The sequence below is a fragment of the Pelomonas sp. Root1237 genome (assembly GCF_001425055.1).
GTDB lineage: Bacteria > Pseudomonadota > Gammaproteobacteria > Burkholderiales > Burkholderiaceae_C > Pelomonas.
The window spans coordinates 34,126-50,120 of the sequence record NZ_LMDK01000001.1; the positions used below are offsets into that span (position 1 = coordinate 34,126).

A 15,995-nucleotide genomic window follows, 5' to 3' on the forward strand; every position below is an offset into this window, starting at 1 on the left:
CCCAGTCTTTGTCCCCTCGCGGTCACGGCCAGCGCCGTCGGGCTACGCTGGCGCCCCTTCTCTTCGCCGACGCCCGCGCCATGTCCAACGCCCCCGCCTCCGCTCACGTCGCCGTCAGCCCGGTCGACGTCGCCGCCGGTCTGACCGAACTCTGGTCGCCGCGCGTCATCGGCGCCTTCGATGACAACTACGTCAAGGTCGCCAAGGTGCAGGGGACTTTCGGCTGGCACCGCCACCCCGACGAGGACGAGCTCTTCCACATCCTGCGCGGCCGGCTGCGGATCGAGTTGCGCAACGGCCCCGTGACGCTGGAAGCCGGGCAGATGTTCGTCGTGCCGCGCGGCGTGGAGCACTGCCCGGTCGCCGAGGAGGAGTGTTTGCTGATGCTGGTGGAGCGCAAGACGACGCTGCACAGCGGCGACTCGCCAAACGAGAAGACGCGCTCCATCGAGGAGCAGCTGGGCCGGGCTTAGGCCGAGCGGCTCAACTCGCGGCACGCGTCGGTGCCGATCCAGCGCGCCGATTTCTCATCACGCTGGCACAGCCGTTCCGCCACAGTGAGCGCAGGCTCACGTAGCGCCTTGCTGCGTTTTCCGATCTGCCGCAGCGCCCAGTTGACGGCCTTCTTGACGAAGTTGCGTTCGTCATCAGCCGCGGCTTCGATGAGCGGCAGGCGGGCGATGAAGTCGGCATCCGGCCGCTGCTTCTGATGCACCGCGGCCACCGCCAGCAGCGTGAAGCCGGCGCGTTTCTCGAACTCGGGCTCGCGCGCCGCCCAGCGCGGGATCGCATCCCAGGCCAGCGGACTCTTGACGAAGGCATTGGTGCAGGCCTGGTCGCAGACATCCCAGGCGCGCATGTCGGCGACCCAATGGTCCATCTGCTTCAGAGTGAACTTCGCTGGCTCGGCCACCATGCCGGCCAGGATCTGGGCATCGGGGATGCCGGTGTCCCACAACGCCAGGGCCAGCCCGTGGTCGCGCTTGAACTCGCGGGCCAGCGCGCGCAGCGTCGGCACGGCCAGGCCCAGGCGGCCCTCGCCGGTCAGGCCGAAGCCGGCCATGGCTTCGAGCGCTTCGGGCCGGGCCGCCGCGCGCAAACGTTGGAGGGCGAGATCAAATCGGTCGCTGCTGCTCATCAAACGAGTCCTTGACTTCGAGTGCACTCTAGGTCGTCCAATGGCACTGGGCCTGTTCACACTACGGCAACGGGCCGCGTTGTGACCAGAAAGGTCGCAGGCACGACAGCAGACCGCAAGCTGGGTTCATACCCAGCGAGGATCTGCAACACAGCATGCGGGCTTTCTGGTCACAACCCTCCGGGAAGGCCCGTCGCCAGGGGCCACTCGGCGTTGCGTCGCTGGCCCGCACGCGAGTGCGGGCGGCGCGCTGCGCCTTGATTGGCCCCTGGCGGCGGGCCTTCGCGACCCATTGCCGTAGTGTGAACAGGCCCTAATGCCAGCCCGAGACGACCCGCCCCTGCTGCTGATTGGCGCCCTGGCGGCGCGCTGCGGCAAATCCGTCCACGCGATCCGCTGGTACGAGGCCCAGGGCCTGGTGCCCGGCGTGGCGCGGGACGCCGGCGGGCGGCGCCGCTACCGTGAGCAGCATGTCGCGTGGCTCGAGCTGATGGAACGCCTGCGCACCACCGGCATGTCCATCGCCGAGATGCGCCGCTACACCGAGTTGGTCACCCAGGGCCGCAAGAGCCTGGCGGCGCGCCGCGACATGCTCGCCGCCCACCGCGCCGACGTGCTGGCGACGATCTCGCGCTGGCAGGAGGCCCTGACCGCGCTGGACCAGAAGCTGGATTTTTATGACGACTGGATCGCCACTGGACACCGCCCGGCCCGTGATCCGCTCAAGCCCCTCAACCCCGGAATCAAGCCATGACCGACATCGACACGCCCACCGCCAACAAGGCCCTGCTGCAATCCATCTACGCCGCCCTGGCCGATGGCGACGGCGCCCCCTTCGTTGCCGCCATGGACGAGGACTTCAGCTGGACCATCGCCGGCGTCTCGCCCTGGTCGCGCTGCTGGGCCGGCCGCGACGTGGTGCGCGGGCAGTTGCTGCAGCCGCTGTTCCAGCGCTTTGCGACGCGCTACCGCAGCCGCGCCCAGCGCTTCATCGCGGAGGGCGACCATGTCGTCGTGCAATGCCAGGGCGAGGTGCAGACCCACGCGGGCGAGGCCTACAACAACCACTATTGCATGGTGTTCCGCCTGCAGGCAGGCCGGCTCAAGGAGGTGACCGAGTACATGGACACCGACCTCGCCTGCCGCGTGCTCGGGTCGCCCTGAGCGGCGCTGGCCATGACTGATGCGGCCAGCTCATAAGCCCATTCGGCGAACGCGCATGGCCTGTCGCAAAGCCTAGGACAATTGCGCCACCCCTTCTCGTCGCCTGCCATGAAGCTGCTACCCCTCTTCTCGACGCTTGCGCTGGCCCTGACCCTGAGCTGCGCTCCCGCCCACGCCGCCACCGGCCCCGGCGTTTCCTGGCAGGCCGCCGCGGCCGATGCCGACATCGACCGCTACTTCGTCCAGGCCAAGGCCGAGAAGAAGCCGGTGCTGCTGTACTGGGGCGCCAAGTGGTGCCCGCCGTGCAACCAGCTCAAGGCGACGCTGTTCAACCGCGCCGACTTCATCGAGCAGAGCAAGGCTTTCGTCGCCGTGGGCATCGACGGCGATGCGCCCGGTGCGCAAAAGCTCGGCACACGCTTCAAGGTACGCGGCTACCCGACGCTGATCCTGTTCAACCCGGCCGGCAGCGAGATCACCCGCCTGCCGGGCGAGGCCGACGCGGCCCAGGTCATGAAGGTGCTGCAGCTCGGCCTGTCCAGCGGCCGCCCGGTCAAGGCGGTGCTGGCCGATGCCCTCAATTCAAAATCCACGGGCAAGAAGCTGTCGGCCAATGAATGGCGGCTGCTGGGCTTCTATGGCTGGGAGACCGACGAGCAACAACTGCTGCCGGTGGCGCAGCGCCCGGCGACGCTGTCCCAATTGGCCAAGGCCAGCGAAGGTGCCGATGCCGAGACGACGACGCGGCTGTGGCTGAAGTCCATCGGCGCGATGGCCGAGGGCAAGCCGGCCGACCCCACACAGCTGCCACGCCTGCGCGCCGTGCTGGCGGACGCAGCCCAATCCCGTGCCCACATGGACGTGCTGACCAACGAGGCGCCCGACCTGGTCAAGGCGCTCGCCCCGCAACCCGGTGAGGCGCGCAATGCGCTGGTCGCCGAGTTCGACGCGGCGCTGAAACGCCTCAACGAAGACGCCACGTTGTCCCGCGCCGACCGGCTGAACGCGCTGCAGGGCCGCATCGACCTGGCTCGGCTGGACTCGCCCAAGGACGACCCGAACCCGAAGAACATCCCCGCCGCGCTGCTGGCCGAGGCGCGCGAACAGGCCAGCCGAGCCAATCGCGAGATCACCGACGGCTACGAGCGCCAGGCCGTCGTCACCGAGGCCGCCCACCTGCTCGGCCGCGCCGGCCTTTGGAAGGAAAGCGACGAGCTGCTGAAGTCAGCCCTGGCGCGCAGCCACTCGCCCTACTACCTGATGAGCCAGCTCGGCGGCAACGCGAAGAAACAGGGCCGCAAGGCCGACGCGCTGCGCTGGTACGAGGAGGCCTTCAACAAGAGCGAGGGGCCGGCCACGCGCCTGCAGTGGGGCACGACCTACCTCGGCGCGCTGGTCGAGCTGTCGCCCGAGGACACGCCGCGCATCGAGAAGGCGGCGGCCCAGCTCTTTACCGAGGCAGACAAGGACCCCGGCGCCTTCTACGAACGCAGCGAGCGTTCATTGAAAAAGGTGGCGACCCTGCTGGGCGCGTGGAATCAGAGCCCGGCGCAAGCCGCCGCCGTGGGCCGGCTCAAGGCCCAGCTCGACGGCGTCTGCGGCAAGCTGGATGCCGCCGATGCCAAGGCCAGGTCGGCCTGCCAGGGACTGATGAAGCCGACCAGCAAGGCCTGACCGCTAGGAATCGGACAGCAGCGGGTCGCGCCGCAGGTCGGCGTCCACGTCCATCAGCACGCTGGCCAGTTCCAGCGTGCGCCACAGCCCTTCGGGCATGGCCAGGATGGCCTCGGGGGTGCGCGCCTGGCTGACCCAGGCACCGATCTCGGCATGCTGCTCGGCAGTCAGCAGGCAACGGTCACGCATCTCGTCGAGTGTCTGCACGCTCAGCCTTTCGTTGCGGCACGGTCGCCGTCGTGGGATGGGAATCTAAGCCATGCCCGCGACTTCAGGCATCATTTTTTGCGCGCCTTGGCCGGCGGGGGCGGCGTCTTGGCCACATCGCCGATGACCGTCTTGAGTGGGCAGACCCGGAAGGCCGGGCACTTGGCGCAGCCGACTACGGCAGCGATCGGGCAGAGGGTCATGGCTGGCGTTCCGGCGGGCTGAGGGATTGCGGCCCAGCATACGCCGCCACGGCCGCGTCAGGCCGTGATGACCGTGCGAAAGGCGGCGATGAAGTCCGCCACGGCGCGCGGCGAGCGCACGCCCTGTGGCTGCACGGCGTGCACCTCCACCGGCACTTCGGGCAGCAGGGTGCGCACGTGCAGGCCCTCGCCCGTGGCGGCCTGGGCAGTGAAGGAGTCGATGATGGCGGGACCGAAGCCCTGCTCGGCCATGACCATGGCGATATGGTGCGTCTGCACCGTCATGCCGGCCTTGGCGACCAGGCCCAGGCGTGACCAGTGATCGGCCAGCACGGCGCCCAGCGGGTCGCGCTCGTCGATGCGGATGAAGGGCTCGCGCAGCACCTCCTGCATCGTCACCGTCGTGCGCTTGTCGGCCGGCGTCTTGCGCGCGGACACGCAGACCAGCCGCCCCGCCGCGACGAATTCGTCCTGCAACGCCGGATGCGGCAGCTTGCCGTAGACGATGCCGACATCGCCCTCCTGCAGCGCCATCGCGCGGGCGATGTCGTTGGAGTGCAGCGTGCGCACCGACACCGGCATGCCCGCATGCGCCTTGCGGAAGATGCGCAGTGCGTCCGGCAGCGCACGCACCGCGAGCGACGGCACGATGAGGATGCGCAAAGGGTGGTCCTGGCCCTGCCGCAGCGCCGAGGCCATGCGGCGCAGCGACTCCAGCTGCAGCATCAGCGCCTGCACCTCGGGGTAGAGGGCCTGGGCTTCACGCGTGGGCACCAGGCGGCGCTTCTGGCGCGTGAACAGCGCGTAGCCAAGCTGCAGCTCGGCGTGCTGCAGGGTCTGCGTGACGGCGGGCTGGGTCACGTGCAGCAGCTTGGCGGCGGCGCCGACGCTGCCGGTCAGCATGACGGCGTGGAAAACTTCGACGTGCTTGATTCTCATGGCGGGCTTCATTAGGTCAGCTGATGAGATAGCGGTCAAACGCGATGCACGGCCGGGGCCGGTTTTCCTAGCATCCAGCCCATCGATCAACGCCCCGCCATGGAGGACTTCATGAAGCATTCCGCCGCCGCCCTCACCCTCGCCGCCCTGACATGCCTGTGCGCCCACGCCGAACCCGGCACGCTCAACAAGGTGAAGGCCTCGGGCACGATCACGCTCGCCTACCGCGAGTCGTCCATTCCCTTCTCCTACCTCGGCGAAGACGCCAGGCCCACGGGCTTTGGCTGGGAGATCTGCGCCAAGGTCGTCGAGCAGGTGAAGAAAGCCACCGGCCGCGCCGACCTGAAGGTGGCCGCGCAGGCCGTGACCTCGCAGAACCGTATCCCGCTGCTGACCAACGGCACCATCGACATCGAGTGTGGCTCGACGACCAACAACAGCGCGCGCAACAAGCAGGTCGCGTTCTCGATCAACTACTTCTACACCGGCACGCGGCTGCTCGTGAAGGCTGGCTCACCGGTGCAGGGGTTCGCCGACCTGAAGGGACGCAAGGTCGTCTCGACCTCGGGCACCACCAACGTCCAGGTGCTGCGCCGGTTCAACGTCGAGCGCGACCTGGGCTTTGAGCTGCTGGGAGCCAAGGACCATGCCGAATCGGCCCTGCTCGTGCAGCAAGGCCGCGCGGACGCCTTCGGCATGGACGACATCCTGCTGTTCGGCCTGCGCGCCAGCGCCCAGGACCCGGCCTCGCTGGCCATCGTCGGCGAGGCGCTGCAGGTCGAGCCCTACGCCATCATGCTGCGCAAGGACGACCCCGCCTTCAAGAAGCTCGTCGACGACACCGTGGGCGGGCTGATGAAGAGCGGCGAGTTCGAGGCGCTGTACAAGAAGTGGTTCCAGTCGCCCATCGCGCCGCGCGGCATCAACCTGAATGCGCCGATGAGCCCGGAGCTGCGCGACAACCTCAAGCAGCTGTCCGACAAGCCGGCCGTCTGAAGTGAAAGTACGCCCCTCGCCCAGTCTTGCCGCGCTGAACGCGGGCAAGCACATCGCCCACCGGGCCGGCTTGGGGCGGCCCGGCGCTCGGCCCGAAGAATCCTTCATGCGTCGCGGGTGCCACGACCGCGGAATGGACAACTGACATGAACGTCATCGGCGTGCTGGGCGGCATGGGCCCGCTGGCCACGGTCGACTTCATGCGCAAGGTGCTTGACGCCACATCGGCCGCGCGCGATCAGGACCACGTGCCGATGATCGTCAGCTGCCTGCCGCAGATCCCGGACCGCACCGCAGCCTTCCGGGGCTTGGGCGACTCGCCGCTGGAGGCCATCGTCGCCAGCGGCCGGCGGCTGACGTCGGCCGGCGCCGACCTCATCGTCATGCCCTGCAACACCGCCCATCTGTGGTTCGACGAGGTCCAGGCCCAGCTGCAGCGGCCCATGCTCCACCTCGTCGACGCGGCGCTGCGCGAGGCGCTGGACCTGGCCGGACCCGAGGCCCGCATCGGCCTGCTGGCCACCGACGCGACCACCGCCTCGGGCCTGTATATCAACCGCCGCCTGGCCGACGCGCCACCGGTGCAGTGGCTGCTGCCGACCGCCGCCGAAATGCTGGAGCGCGTCATGCCCGGCATCGAGGCCGTCAAGGCCGGCCGGCTGCAGGACGGCCAGGCCCTGCTGGCCGACGCGGCTCGCGCATTGCGCCAGCGCGGCGCGGCCGTCCTCGTGCTGGCCTGCACGGAGATCCCCATCGTGCTGGGCGCCGCAGCCTGCGGCCTGCCGGTCGTCGATGCGACGGCGGCCCTGGCGCGCCTTGTTGTCGCCAGCGTGGGCCGGGGCTGAAGCCACCCACGCGCGCTTTCCCGCCGCTCGCGCGGCTGCTACCGCCACTCATCCCGGCCCATTGCCCCACGCCGCCGCCCGGGCCGGATACTGCTCGCCACTGCAACGACAAGAAGAGATTGGCATGCGTGATTGGCGAGGACGCCTGCTGGCCCTGCTGACAATGGCCGGCCTGTGCACGGTGGCGGCCGCAGGGCCGCTCAAGCCCTGCCGCATCGACGGCATCCCCAACGAGCTGCAATGCGGCAGCCTGCAGCGCCCGCTGGACCCGGCCCGGCCGGACGGCGTGAAGATCGACATCCACTACGTCGTGGTGCCCGCGCTGGCGCGCAACAAGCAGCCCGACGCCGTGCTGCTGCTGGCCGGCGGGCCTGGCCAGAGTGCGATCAAGGTGGCTGCGCGCGTGCTGCCGCGCCTGTCCAGGCTGAACAACCGCCGCGACCTTGTCTTCATCGACCAGCGCGGCACCGGCCGCTCGGCGCCGCTGGACTGCCCCGACGACAGCAAGCTCTCCGTCGCTGAGCAGCTCGAGCCCAGCGCGCAGATGCGCCGCATCGACGAATGCCGCGCCGAGCTGGAAAAACTGCCTTACGGCAAGGACGGCGGCCTGCGCTTCTTCACGACGACCATCGCGATGCAGGACATGGACGCCGTGCGCGAGCAGCTGGGGGTGCCGCAGTGGAATCTCGTCGGTGCCAGTTACGGCACGCGCGCCGCGGTGGAGTACCTGCGCCTGTTCCCCACCAAGGTCCGCCGCACCGTCATCGACGGCGTCGCGCCGCCGGACATGATCCTGCCGGCCAGTTTCTCCACCGACGGCCAGGCGGCGCTGGACAAGCTCTTCCAGGCCCACGCCAAGACCCACCCCGAGCTGCGCGCCGACTGGCAGAAGCTGCTTGCCTCGCTGCCGCGCCAGGTCAATGTGCAGCAACCGCTGACCGGCGTGCCCGAGCGCTTCACCGTGGACCGCGAGTTGGTGATGCGCTCCGTGCGCGGGCCGCTCTACCAGCCCGCCCTGGCGGCAGCCCTGCCCGCCGCCATCCACGCGGCGGCCAGCGACGGCAACTTCGCCAGCCTCTTCGGCCTGACGACGGCCTTTGGCTCCAGCCCCTCCATGCGCCTGGCCATGGGCATGCATTTCTCGGTCATGTGTGCGGAGGACGTGCCCCGCATAGCCGAGGCGAAGGACACGCCGGGCGCGGACTTCCGCACCATCGACGCCGAGATGTACGCCCGCGTCTGCAAGACCTGGCCACGCGGCGACGTGGCGGCGGACTTCTACAGGATGCCGCCTGCACCCAGCCCGGTCCTCGTGCTGAGCGGCGGCGCCGACCCCGCCACGCCGCCACGCCATGGCGAGCATGTCGCCAAGGCCTTGGGCGCCGGCCATCCGGAGCGCGTGCAGCACGTGGTCGTTGCCGAGGCGGGCCACGGCGTCATGGCCGTGGGCTGCATGCGCGACCTGATGTTCCGCTTCATCGACGCCAAGCAGGACGAGGCCGCCCTGCCCCAGGACGCCGCCTGCGCGACGCGCATTCCGCGACCCGTCGCCTTCCAGCCGGTTCAGGGAGGGGCCGCTCAATGATCGACATCCAGGATGTTCACAAGCAGTTCACGGCCCAGAGCGGCGGCAGCCTCTTCAAGCGCCGGAACTCCAAAGACAGCAAGCGCGTCGTGCACGCGGTACAGGGCGTCAGCGTCAAGGCCGCCAACGGCCGCATCACCGGCCTGCTGGGCGCCAATGGCGCCGGCAAGACGACGACGCTGCGCATGCTGGCCGGCCTGTTCCCGCCGGACGCCGGTCACATCAGCGTGGACGGCATTGCCGTGCAGGACGCGCCGCTGAAGGCCTTGTCGCGCATGGGCATCCTCGGCGATGCCCATGGCCTGTACCCGCGCCTGTCGGCGCGCGAGAACATCGTCTACTTCGGCCGCCTGCAGGGCATGAGTCCCGATGCCGCCAACGCGCGTGCCGAGGAACTCGCCAAGCTGCTCGACATGGGCAGCATCCTGGACCGCCGCGCCGACGGCTTCAGTCAAGGCGAGCGCATGAAGACAGCCCTGGCCCGTGCCCTCGTGCACGACCCCGCCAACATCGTGCTCGACGAGCCCACCAACGGCCTGGACGTGCTGGCCACGCGCGCCTTGCGCGAGGCGCTGCGCTGGCTGCGCAGCCCCGAAGGCGGCGCCAAGTGCATCGTCTTCTCGACCCACATCATGCAGGAGGTGGAACACCTCTGCGACGAGGTCGTCGTCGTGTCCAAGGGGCGCAGCGTGGCCCATGGCAGCGTGCCGCAGCTGCTGGAACTGGCCGGCGAATCGCGTTTCGAGGACGCCTTCGTCAAGCTCGCATTTCCGGAAGAGGTGGCGGCATGAAACAAGCACTGATCGTTTTTGTCAAAGAGCTCAGCGACGCGCTTCGCGACCGGCGCACGCTGCTGCGTCTGCTGATCCCAGCGGTTCTGATGGGGCCGCTGCTGCTGATGGCGCTTTCAGGCCTGATCGCGTCGCTCGAGGAGCGCGCCGACAAGCGCGAGGTGCTGGCCGTTGGCATCGACACCGCGCCAACGCTGAAGAACTTCATCGAGCGCCAGACCTACACGCTCAAGGCCGCGCCCGAGGACTACGAGGCCCGGCTGCGCGCCACCACGCTGCTGGAGCCGGTGCTCGTCGTGCCCAAGGACTTCGAAGCCAAACTGCTGGCCGGCGAGGCGCCGACGGTGGAGGTGGTGAGCGACAGCGCCAACCAGCGGGCCAATGCCGGCGTTGGTGCCATCAAGAGCCTGCTCTGGGGCTTCAACCGCGAACGCTCAACGCTCAACCTCGCGATGCGCGGCGTGTCCACCGAGCTGCTCGAACCCGTCGACATCCAGGACCGCGACCTCGCCAGCGCCCAGGCCCGCGCCGCGCGGCTGACCGGCATCATCCCGATGTTCATCATCATGGCCGTGCTCTACGGCGCGCTGACCGCGGCGCTGGACAGCACGGCGGGTGAGCGCGAGCGCGGCTCGCTGGAGCCGCTCTTGATGAACCCGGCGCCACACGGTGCCATCGTGGCCGGCAAATGGGGCGCCGTGGCGCTGCTGGGCATGGCGGTGGCGCTGCTGTCCTCGTTGAGCTTCGTGCCGGCGCAGTGGCTGCTCAAGAGCGACGTGCTGCAGGCCCAGTTCAGCTTTGGCGGGCCCGAGGTGCTGGCCTTCTGGCTGCTGCAGATCCCGCTGGCCGCCGGCCTGTCGGCTCTGTTGATGGCCTTGGCCATCCGCTCCAAGACCTTCAAGGAAGCCCAGGCCGGCAGCACCCTGGTCATCACCGCCGTCACCTTGATGCCCATGGTCAGCCTGCTCAACCCGGGTGGCGAGGCGGCCTGGTACTACTGGGTGCCAGGCCTTGCGCAGAACACGCTGATGATGGCCGTGCTCAAGGGCGAGGCGCTGCGCTGGAGCCAGGTCATGCCGGGCGTCGTCGTTGGTTTTGCGCTGGCGGCCGTAGCCCTGCTTTACGTGGCCCGCTCGATGCGGGCCGCGGTGGCGCGCTAAGCTGCGCGCCGCATGAAACCCATCGTCACCCTCGCCGCCATGGCGCTGCTGCTGTCCGGCTGCACCAGCTTCAAAAGCTTCACCGCCTTCGAAGCCGCCACGCCGCCGGACTACAGCGGGCCCACGGTCAACGTCGCCGATCAGGTCACGGCAATAAGCCCACAGCGGCTGCACGTCTTCGAGATGACCGAGGTCGACGGGCGGCGACTTTCCAGCAGCAGCATGGCCAGCGCGCGGGCCGGACAGGGCAACGCCATGACGCTGGCGCCGGTGGCGCTGACCAACGAACTGCCGCCGCAGTCCGCGCGGGTGCGACTGCAGGCCGCAACCCAGTACGCCTCACCGCTGGTCGCGATGTCGAACCCGAGCTGCCGCACCGTGGGTGACGTGAGCTTCACGCCGCAGGACGGTAAGCGCTACACCGTTGCCGGCCACATCGCCGCCGACCGCTGCGAAGTCTGGATCGAGGAGATGGCGACCGGGCAGGTCGTCACAGAGAAGCTCACTGGCCCGGGCACCGAACGCTAACCCAGCTGTCGAGCGGCCGCCTTGAGCAAGGCCCGCGAATACCAGCGGTGAAAGCCCAGCAGGGCGTGGAAGACCCGGCCGAAGCGCGGCTCGCCGCCAGGCTCGCGGCGGCGCGGCACGACGGCTGAGCCGAACCACAGCGTGGTACCCGCCGCACCCGCCTCGGCCTTGAACCAGGAGCGCGTGGCGCCGCTGTCCTCGTGCATCAGCAGCTCGTCGGGCCTGCGCGCCTCGATGGTCCAGACCGCCAGGCGCTCGCCCTCGCCATGCGCCACCGCGCGCGCCATCGCGTCGCTGGAGGGGCGGCCGAACAGTGCGATCAGCGCGCGCTCGACCTTGAAGAGGCGCGTCGTGTAGAAAGCCTCGACGAACTCGGCGAGGGTCACGGTGCGCGGGAACTTCAGCATGTAGGCATCGGCAAAGGCGCCACGCTCGGCGGCGAGGCGAGCCAGCAGGCTGTCGGCGGGAACAGGCGTGTCCAGGGGCATGTCCAAGGGCGTCATGGGCGCGAGCGTAAACGCCCTAGGCCGCAGCCGGTCACTTCAGGCCATCGAGCAGCGATTTGCGCAGCGTCGCCTCGTCGGCAATGCCCTGGTGGCGGCGCATCAGTTGGCCGTCCTGGAACGTGAAGAAGGTCGGCAGGCCGCTGACGCCGTACTGGACGGCGAACTCGTTGCCGCTGACCGACGTCCAGGGCTGGAAGGCCACGCGAACAAAGCTCACGCCCTTGGGCGACTCGTGCTGGGCCAGCGCGTTAAAGGTCGGGTTGGCCCTCACGCAATAGCCGCAACCCGGCTCATGGGAGCTCAGCTGCAACACCACCCAACCCTTCGTGTTGCGCACGAAGGCGCCGAGTTCGGCCGGCGCCACCTCCTTGACGAAGGGGTTGGGCGCCGGTGCCGATGCGGGAGGTTGCGGGCTCGGGGCCACGCGGCCAGGTGGCGGCGGCAGCGGCGCGTCGGCGGCTGGCGCGCGCTGGGCGTCGATGTAAGCCAGCAGCGGGCCGCGGTCCAACTGGGGTGCGCTGACGGTCTTGATGACGGAGGCATAGCCGGCGTGCGCCGCACCCACGCGGATGGCCACGACGGCGTCGGCGCGGTGGCCGATCAGGTACATGCCGCGGTCGCCGAAGTAGTTCCACGTCAGCTTCTTGGCCAGGTCCAGTTCGTGGAACCAGTAGACGCCTGCGTCCTCGGCGCCATCGGGCGACCTGCAGGGTATGTCGCAGATGGTGACCAGCTCGAAGCCCTGGTCGCGCAGCAGGCCGGCGTAGTGGCGGGCAATCAACAACGGGCTGTCGTCGGCCTCGTGCCTGTACTGCACCAGGCTCACCGCGCCCTCGTAAGGCAGGCGCACGCGGCTGGTGCGGTTGCCGCCCTTGGCACGCTCGGGCGGGCTGATGGGCAGGGCGCCAGCCTCCAACGGGTTGTCATAACGGCCCAATGCCTTGGCGCGCGGATAGGGCCGCAGCTCGTCGACCGCCGCCTGGGCGCTGGCGACGCTCAACAGCAAGGCGATGGCGCCCAACAGGCGGCGCGAAGCCCGCACCGTGGCACGGTGATGTGGTTCGGATCTCATGTCTCTCCCTGACTTCAAACCCACGTCAAGCGCGGGCGCGGCAGTCTAGGAGGCCGACGGAGGCGCAAGCCCGCGCAAGTCGTTACGACCTGTTTGCTAGGGGGCCGGCGGCGCGGTTTCGCGCTCCATCCAGCCCAGCCAGCGCATCGCCTGCTCGCGGCTGTCGCCGCACATTTCCTCGTGCGGCAGCAGCGATCCGCACACTGCCGGACGCTCGGGCCGGCCAAAGATGCGGCAGCGGTCCTCGTCATCGAGCTGCACGCAGCGCACGCCGGCCGGCTTGCCATTCGGGTGGCCAGGGATGGGCGAGCTGATCGACGGGGCGATGCAGCAGGCGGCGCAGTGAGGGCGGCAGTCCATGGCCGCGATTGTCCGGCCGGCTTCAGAAAACCCTAAGCCGGCGCCGGCAGCATGGCGCCACCCAAGGAGGCCAACATGGACACACCCCTGAACGACACGCCATCCGCCAACCCGCCCGCGACTGTCACGCAGCCATTGTGGGACGCGCCGGTACGCCTGCTGCACGCCCTGATGGCGCTGAGCACGGCCGGCGCCTGGCTGACCGCCGAGGCCGACGGCTGGCGGGCCGTGCACATCAGCTTCGGCCTGACGCTGGCGGGCGCCATGGTGCTACGCCTGCTGTGGGGCTTCGTCGGCACGCCGCCCGCACGCTTCACGAGCTTCGTGCGCGGGCCGGCGACCGTGGCCGCCCATTTGCGCGAGCTGCTGGCGGGCCGGGCGCGGCCCCACGCCGGCCACAACCCGGCTGGCGGCTGGGCCGTGCTGGCGTTGCTTGGCACCGGCTTGCTCGCCGCCGGTAGCGGCTGGCTGGCCTGGCAGGGCGGCGAAGACTGGGAAGAAGTGCACGAGGCCCTGGCCAACGGGCTGCTGGTGCTCGCCGGCGTGCACGTGGCGGCGGTGCTGCTGACGAGCTGGCTGGCGCGCGACCGCCTGGTGCCGGCGATGCTGACCGGGCGCAAGGCGGTGCCGGCCGGCACGCCGCCGACGCGGGTCATGCACCGCAGCTTGGCTGTGGCCGTGCTGGTCGCCCTGCTGGGCTTCTGGGCCTGGAGCCTGGGACCGACCTCGCCGTGGCAGGACGCCGACACGGCGGCCCATGGCGAAGGGCGGCATCATCACGAACGAGACCACGACGACTGACCCTAGACCAGATGCGCATCCTGCTCGCCGAAGACGACCCCCTGCTGGGCGACGGCCTGCGTGCCGGCCTGCGCCAGCAGGGCTTCCAGGTGGACTGGGTGCGCGACGGCGAGGCCGCCGAGCGCGAGCTGCGCGCCGCGCCCTATGCCGCAGCCGTGCTGGACCTGGGCCTGCCCCGCCTGGATGGCTTCGAGGTGCTGGCCCGCATCCGCGCCGCGGGCTGCATGGTGCCGGTCCTCGTGCTGACAGCCCGCGACGCCGTGCCCGACCGCATCCGCGGGCTGGATGGCGGCGCCGACGACTATGTCGTCAAGCCGGTGGACCTGTTCGAGCTGGGCGCGCGGCTGCGCGCTATGGCGCGGCGCGCCCATGGCCAGCCGCAGGAGCAGCTGGCCTGGCAGGACGTGCTGCTGGACCCAGCCGCCCGCCGCGTGACGCAGGCCGGCGCCGAGGTTGCGCTGTCGGTGCGCGAGTTCGACCTGCTGGCCCTGCTGCTGCGCCAGGCCGGCCGCGTGCTGAGCCGCGAGCAGCTGGAGGGCCAGCTCTATGCCTGGGGCCAGGAGGTGGAAAGCAACGCCATCGAAGTCCACGTGCACCATCTGCGGCGCAAGCTGGGCGCCGGGCTGATCGAGACGGTGCGCGGCGTCGGCTACCGGGTGCCGCGGCCATGAAGGCGCTGGCCTCGCTGCAGGCGCGGCTGCTGGCCGGCGTGCTGGCCGTGGCCCTGGGCATCGGTGGGCTGACGGCCGCGCTGGCATTGCGCCAGGCCGAGCACGAGCTCGACGAATTGCTGGACGCCCACCTGACCCAGGCCGCGGCCCTGCTCGTCGTGCAGCACAGCCGCAAGCTGGCCCATGACGACGACATGGTGCTCGACGCACCCAGCCTGCACCGCTATGCGCCGCGCGCCGTCTTCCAGGTCTTTCACGAAGGCCGGCTGGCGTTGCGCTCGTCGCAGGCGCCTATCGAGCCGATGGCGCCGCTGGCGGACGGCTTTCATGCCGTGACGCGCGGCGACGTGGGCTGGCGCGTCTTCGTCACGCACGGCGCCAGCGCAGACGTGACTGTGCTGGTTGGCGAAAGCGAGTCGGCGCGACAGGAAATCCTGTGGGCCATGCTCGGGCCGCTGCTGGGCCTGGGCGCCGCCGCACTGGTCTTGATGCTGTTGCTGGCCGTGGCCGTGCTGCGCTGGGGGCTGGCACCGCTGCGCCGCCTGCGCACCGAGCTGGCCACGCGCCAGCCCGACCAGCTCGCCTCCCTGGCGCTGGCGGACATGCCTGCGGAACTGGCCCCGCTGCTGGGCACGCTGAATGCGCTGTTCGCGCGCATCGAGGCGCTGCTGCAAGGTGAGCGCCGGCTCACTGCCGATGCCGCGCACGAGCTGCGCACACCCATCGCTGCCATCCGCATCCAGGCCCAGGTCGCGCAGGGCGCCCGCGACGGGGCCGAGCGCGCCCAGGCGCTGGCTGCCACACTGGCCGGCTGCGACCGCGCCGCGCGCCTTGTCGACCAGTTGCTGATGCTGGCCCGATTGGAAGCCGCCGCCGCGCCGCCGCGGGCGCCGCTGGACCTGGCCGCGCTGGCCCGCCAAGCCGTAGCGGACGCCGCTGAGAGCCCGCAGCAGCGCGGCCATGCGCTGGCCCTCGATGCGCGCGGACCGGTCCCGGCCCGCGGCGACCCGCTGCTGACGCAGGTGCTGCTGCGCAATCTGCTCGACAACGCGCTGCGCTACAGCCCGCCCGGCAGCCCGGTCACGCTGAGCGTGGACGCCACGACAGGAGGCTGGCAGCTGTGCGTCGAAGACGGCGGCCCTGGCCTGGACGAGGGCGGGCTGGCGCGACTGGGCCAACGCTTCCAGCGCGGCGCCGAGGCCACGTCATCGGGCAGCGGCCTGGGTTGGTCCATCGTGCTGCGTATCGCGGCACTGCAGGGCTGGGGCGTGTCGGCCGACCGCTCGCCCACCCTCGGCGGCCTGCGCGTGAGGCTCGCGCCCGAGAAATCCGACGAGTGACTTATCCACAGCCAC

20 protein-coding genes are annotated in these 15,995 nt (G+C 70.1%); 13 read left to right on the forward strand and 7 right to left on the reverse strand.

Translation table 11 applies throughout. The annotated features are described in order from the left end of the window. The first annotated feature begins 80 nt into the window (after nucleotides 1-80). Nucleotides 81-473, forward strand: a complete 393-nt coding sequence (locus ASC91_RS00140; RefSeq protein ID WP_056190897.1) for a cupin domain-containing protein — start codon at nucleotides 81-83, stop codon at nucleotides 471-473. Here ASC91_RS00140 and ASC91_RS00145 read toward each other — a convergent pair. Then, entirely contained in the window at nucleotides 470-1,138 is a 669-nt protein-coding gene (locus ASC91_RS00145; protein ID WP_056192475.1) for a DNA alkylation repair protein, read from the reverse strand. The genes ASC91_RS00140 and ASC91_RS00145 overlap by 4 nt on opposite strands. A 316-nt stretch (nucleotides 1,139-1,454) precedes the next feature. Here ASC91_RS00145 and ASC91_RS00150 point away from each other — a divergent pair, with 316 nt between their 5' ends. From ASC91_RS00150 to ASC91_RS00160, 3 genes are all read left to right on the forward strand, one after another. Then, complete coding sequence (locus ASC91_RS00150) at nucleotides 1,455-1,892, forward strand: MerR family transcriptional regulator (protein WP_056190898.1); 438 nt, start codon at nucleotides 1,455-1,457, stop codon at nucleotides 1,890-1,892. After that, entirely contained in the window at nucleotides 1,889-2,302 is a 414-nt protein-coding gene (locus ASC91_RS00155) for a nuclear transport factor 2 family protein (RefSeq protein ID WP_082532298.1), read from the forward strand. The genes ASC91_RS00150 and ASC91_RS00155 overlap by 4 nt, the downstream gene beginning before the upstream one ends. Before the next feature lie 108 nt (nucleotides 2,303-2,410). Further along, nucleotides 2,411-3,976 (forward strand): thioredoxin fold domain-containing protein, encoded by a 1,566-nt coding sequence (locus tag ASC91_RS00160; protein ID WP_056190900.1) that lies wholly within the window; start codon nucleotides 2,411-2,413, stop codon nucleotides 3,974-3,976. 3 nt (nucleotides 3,977-3,979) lie between these two features. Here ASC91_RS00160 and ASC91_RS00165 read toward each other — a convergent pair whose 3' ends face one another. From ASC91_RS00165 to ASC91_RS00170, 3 genes are all read right to left on the reverse strand, one after another. Then, a complete protein-coding gene (locus tag ASC91_RS00165; RefSeq protein WP_056190902.1) occupies nucleotides 3,980-4,183 on the reverse strand; it encodes a hypothetical protein in 204 nt (67 codons plus the stop codon). Between the two features lie 71 nt (nucleotides 4,184-4,254). Next, a complete protein-coding gene (locus ASC91_RS30590) occupies nucleotides 4,255-4,386 on the reverse strand; it encodes a hypothetical protein (protein WP_268795217.1) in 132 nt (43 codons plus the stop codon). A 57-nt stretch (nucleotides 4,387-4,443) separates the two neighbouring features. Continuing rightward, nucleotides 4,444-5,325, reverse strand: coding sequence for a LysR family transcriptional regulator (locus ASC91_RS00170; RefSeq protein ID WP_162247716.1), 882 nt, complete (start codon nucleotides 5,323-5,325; stop codon nucleotides 4,444-4,446). 111 nt (nucleotides 5,326-5,436) lie between these two features. On the opposite strand from ASC91_RS00170, the gene ASC91_RS00175 reads away from it, so the two are divergent. The 6 genes from ASC91_RS00175 (at nucleotide 5,437) to ASC91_RS00200 (ending at nucleotide 11,230) form a co-directional block, all read left to right on the forward strand. Then, on the forward strand, nucleotides 5,437-6,321 hold the full coding sequence (locus ASC91_RS00175; RefSeq protein WP_056192479.1) for an amino acid ABC transporter substrate-binding protein: 885 nt from the start codon (nucleotides 5,437-5,439) through the stop codon (nucleotides 6,319-6,321). A 146-nt stretch (nucleotides 6,322-6,467) separates the two neighbouring features. Continuing rightward, entirely contained in the window at nucleotides 6,468-7,166 is a 699-nt protein-coding gene (locus tag ASC91_RS00180) for an aspartate/glutamate racemase family protein (protein ID WP_056190906.1), read from the forward strand. Nucleotides 7,167-7,290: 124 nt separating this feature from the next. Next, nucleotides 7,291-8,751 (forward strand): alpha/beta fold hydrolase, encoded by a 1,461-nt coding sequence (locus ASC91_RS00185; RefSeq protein WP_056190908.1) that lies wholly within the window; start codon nucleotides 7,291-7,293, stop codon nucleotides 8,749-8,751. Further along, a complete protein-coding gene (locus ASC91_RS00190; protein WP_082532300.1) occupies nucleotides 8,748-9,542 on the forward strand; it encodes an ATP-binding cassette domain-containing protein in 795 nt (264 codons plus the stop codon). Before ASC91_RS00185 ends, ASC91_RS00190 begins: the two co-directional genes overlap by 4 nt. Continuing rightward, nucleotides 9,539-10,702, forward strand: a complete 1,164-nt coding sequence (locus ASC91_RS00195; protein WP_056190910.1) for an ABC transporter permease — start codon at nucleotides 9,539-9,541, stop codon at nucleotides 10,700-10,702. The genes ASC91_RS00190 and ASC91_RS00195 overlap by 4 nt, the downstream gene beginning before the upstream one ends. A gap of 12 nt (nucleotides 10,703-10,714) precedes the next feature. Further along, on the forward strand, nucleotides 10,715-11,230 hold the full coding sequence (locus ASC91_RS00200) for a hypothetical protein (protein ID WP_056190912.1): 516 nt from the start codon (nucleotides 10,715-10,717) through the stop codon (nucleotides 11,228-11,230). Here ASC91_RS00200 and ASC91_RS00205 read toward each other — a convergent pair. From ASC91_RS00205 to ASC91_RS00215, 3 genes are all read right to left on the reverse strand, one after another. Next, the gene (locus ASC91_RS00205) at nucleotides 11,227-11,733 is read right to left on the reverse strand and encodes a hypothetical protein (protein ID WP_200955194.1); all 507 of its coding nucleotides are present in this window, start codon (nucleotides 11,731-11,733) and stop codon (nucleotides 11,227-11,229) included. The genes ASC91_RS00200 and ASC91_RS00205 overlap by 4 nt on opposite strands. Before the next feature lie 34 nt (nucleotides 11,734-11,767). After that, entirely contained in the window at nucleotides 11,768-12,808 is a 1,041-nt protein-coding gene (locus ASC91_RS00210) for a co-chaperone YbbN (protein WP_056190916.1), read from the reverse strand. Between the two features lie 96 nt (nucleotides 12,809-12,904). Continuing rightward, complete coding sequence (locus tag ASC91_RS00215) at nucleotides 12,905-13,168, reverse strand: YkgJ family cysteine cluster protein (RefSeq protein ID WP_056190918.1); 264 nt, start codon at nucleotides 13,166-13,168, stop codon at nucleotides 12,905-12,907. Between the two features lie 75 nt (nucleotides 13,169-13,243). Between ASC91_RS00215 and ASC91_RS00220 the strand changes: the two genes are divergently transcribed. Genes ASC91_RS00220 through ASC91_RS00230 form a run of 3 tightly spaced genes read left to right on the forward strand, consistent with a single transcriptional unit; the run spans nucleotide 13,244 to nucleotide 15,980 of the window. Next, nucleotides 13,244-13,969: a cytochrome b/b6 domain-containing protein gene (locus ASC91_RS00220; RefSeq protein ID WP_082532399.1), complete on the forward strand. Its 726-nt coding sequence runs from the start codon at nucleotides 13,244-13,246 to the stop codon at nucleotides 13,967-13,969. Nucleotides 13,970-13,980: 11 nt separating this feature from the next. Further along, entirely contained in the window at nucleotides 13,981-14,640 is a 660-nt protein-coding gene (locus ASC91_RS00225) for a response regulator (protein ID WP_056190921.1), read from the forward strand. After that, nucleotides 14,637-15,980 (forward strand): ATP-binding protein, encoded by a 1,344-nt coding sequence (locus tag ASC91_RS00230; RefSeq protein ID WP_056190923.1) that lies wholly within the window; start codon nucleotides 14,637-14,639, stop codon nucleotides 15,978-15,980. The genes ASC91_RS00225 and ASC91_RS00230 overlap by 4 nt, the downstream gene beginning before the upstream one ends. Nucleotides 15,981-15,995 lie beyond the last annotated feature (15 nt).

Excerpts from the sequence above, each read along its gene's own strand:
- ASC91_RS00225 (WP_056190921.1), top strand. The coding sequence starts at position 13,981 with ATGCGCATCCTGCTCGCCGAAGACGACCCCCTGCTGGGCGACGGCCTG.
- ASC91_RS00145 (WP_056192475.1), bottom strand. The coding sequence starts at position 1,138 with ATGAGCAGCAGCGACCGATTTGATCTCGCCCTCCAACGTTTGCGCGCG.
- ASC91_RS00140 (WP_056190897.1), top strand. The coding sequence starts at position 81 with ATGTCCAACGCCCCCGCCTCCGCTCACGTCGCCGTCAGCCCGGTCGAC.
- ASC91_RS00195 (WP_056190910.1), top strand. The coding sequence starts at position 9,539 with ATGAAACAAGCACTGATCGTTTTTGTCAAAGAGCTCAGCGACGCGCTT.
- ASC91_RS00215 (WP_056190918.1), bottom strand. The coding sequence starts at position 13,168 with ATGGACTGCCGCCCTCACTGCGCCGCCTGCTGCATCGCCCCGTCGATC.
- ASC91_RS00170 (WP_162247716.1), bottom strand. The coding sequence starts at position 5,325 with ATGAGAATCAAGCACGTCGAAGTTTTCCACGCCGTCATGCTGACCGGC.
- ASC91_RS00185 (WP_056190908.1), top strand. The coding sequence starts at position 7,291 with ATGCGTGATTGGCGAGGACGCCTGCTGGCCCTGCTGACAATGGCCGGC.
- ASC91_RS00175 (WP_056192479.1), top strand. The coding sequence starts at position 5,437 with ATGAAGCATTCCGCCGCCGCCCTCACCCTCGCCGCCCTGACATGCCTG.
- ASC91_RS30590 (WP_268795217.1), bottom strand. The coding sequence starts at position 4,386 with ATGACCCTCTGCCCGATCGCTGCCGTAGTCGGCTGCGCCAAGTGCCCG.
- ASC91_RS00200 (WP_056190912.1), top strand. The coding sequence starts at position 10,715 with ATGAAACCCATCGTCACCCTCGCCGCCATGGCGCTGCTGCTGTCCGGC.
- ASC91_RS00155 (WP_082532298.1), top strand. The coding sequence starts at position 1,889 with ATGACCGACATCGACACGCCCACCGCCAACAAGGCCCTGCTGCAATCC.
- ASC91_RS00220 (WP_082532399.1), top strand. The coding sequence starts at position 13,244 with ATGGACACACCCCTGAACGACACGCCATCCGCCAACCCGCCCGCGACT.
- ASC91_RS00180 (WP_056190906.1), top strand. The coding sequence starts at position 6,468 with ATGAACGTCATCGGCGTGCTGGGCGGCATGGGCCCGCTGGCCACGGTC.
- ASC91_RS00150 (WP_056190898.1), top strand. The coding sequence starts at position 1,455 with ATGCCAGCCCGAGACGACCCGCCCCTGCTGCTGATTGGCGCCCTGGCG.
- ASC91_RS00210 (WP_056190916.1), bottom strand. The coding sequence starts at position 12,808 with ATGAGATCCGAACCACATCACCGTGCCACGGTGCGGGCTTCGCGCCGC.
- ASC91_RS00160 (WP_056190900.1), top strand. The coding sequence starts at position 2,411 with ATGAAGCTGCTACCCCTCTTCTCGACGCTTGCGCTGGCCCTGACCCTG.
- ASC91_RS00205 (WP_200955194.1), bottom strand. The coding sequence starts at position 11,733 with ATGACGCCCTTGGACATGCCCCTGGACACGCCTGTTCCCGCCGACAGC.
- ASC91_RS00230 (WP_056190923.1), top strand. The coding sequence starts at position 14,637 with ATGAAGGCGCTGGCCTCGCTGCAGGCGCGGCTGCTGGCCGGCGTGCTG.
- ASC91_RS00190 (WP_082532300.1), top strand. The coding sequence starts at position 8,748 with ATGATCGACATCCAGGATGTTCACAAGCAGTTCACGGCCCAGAGCGGC.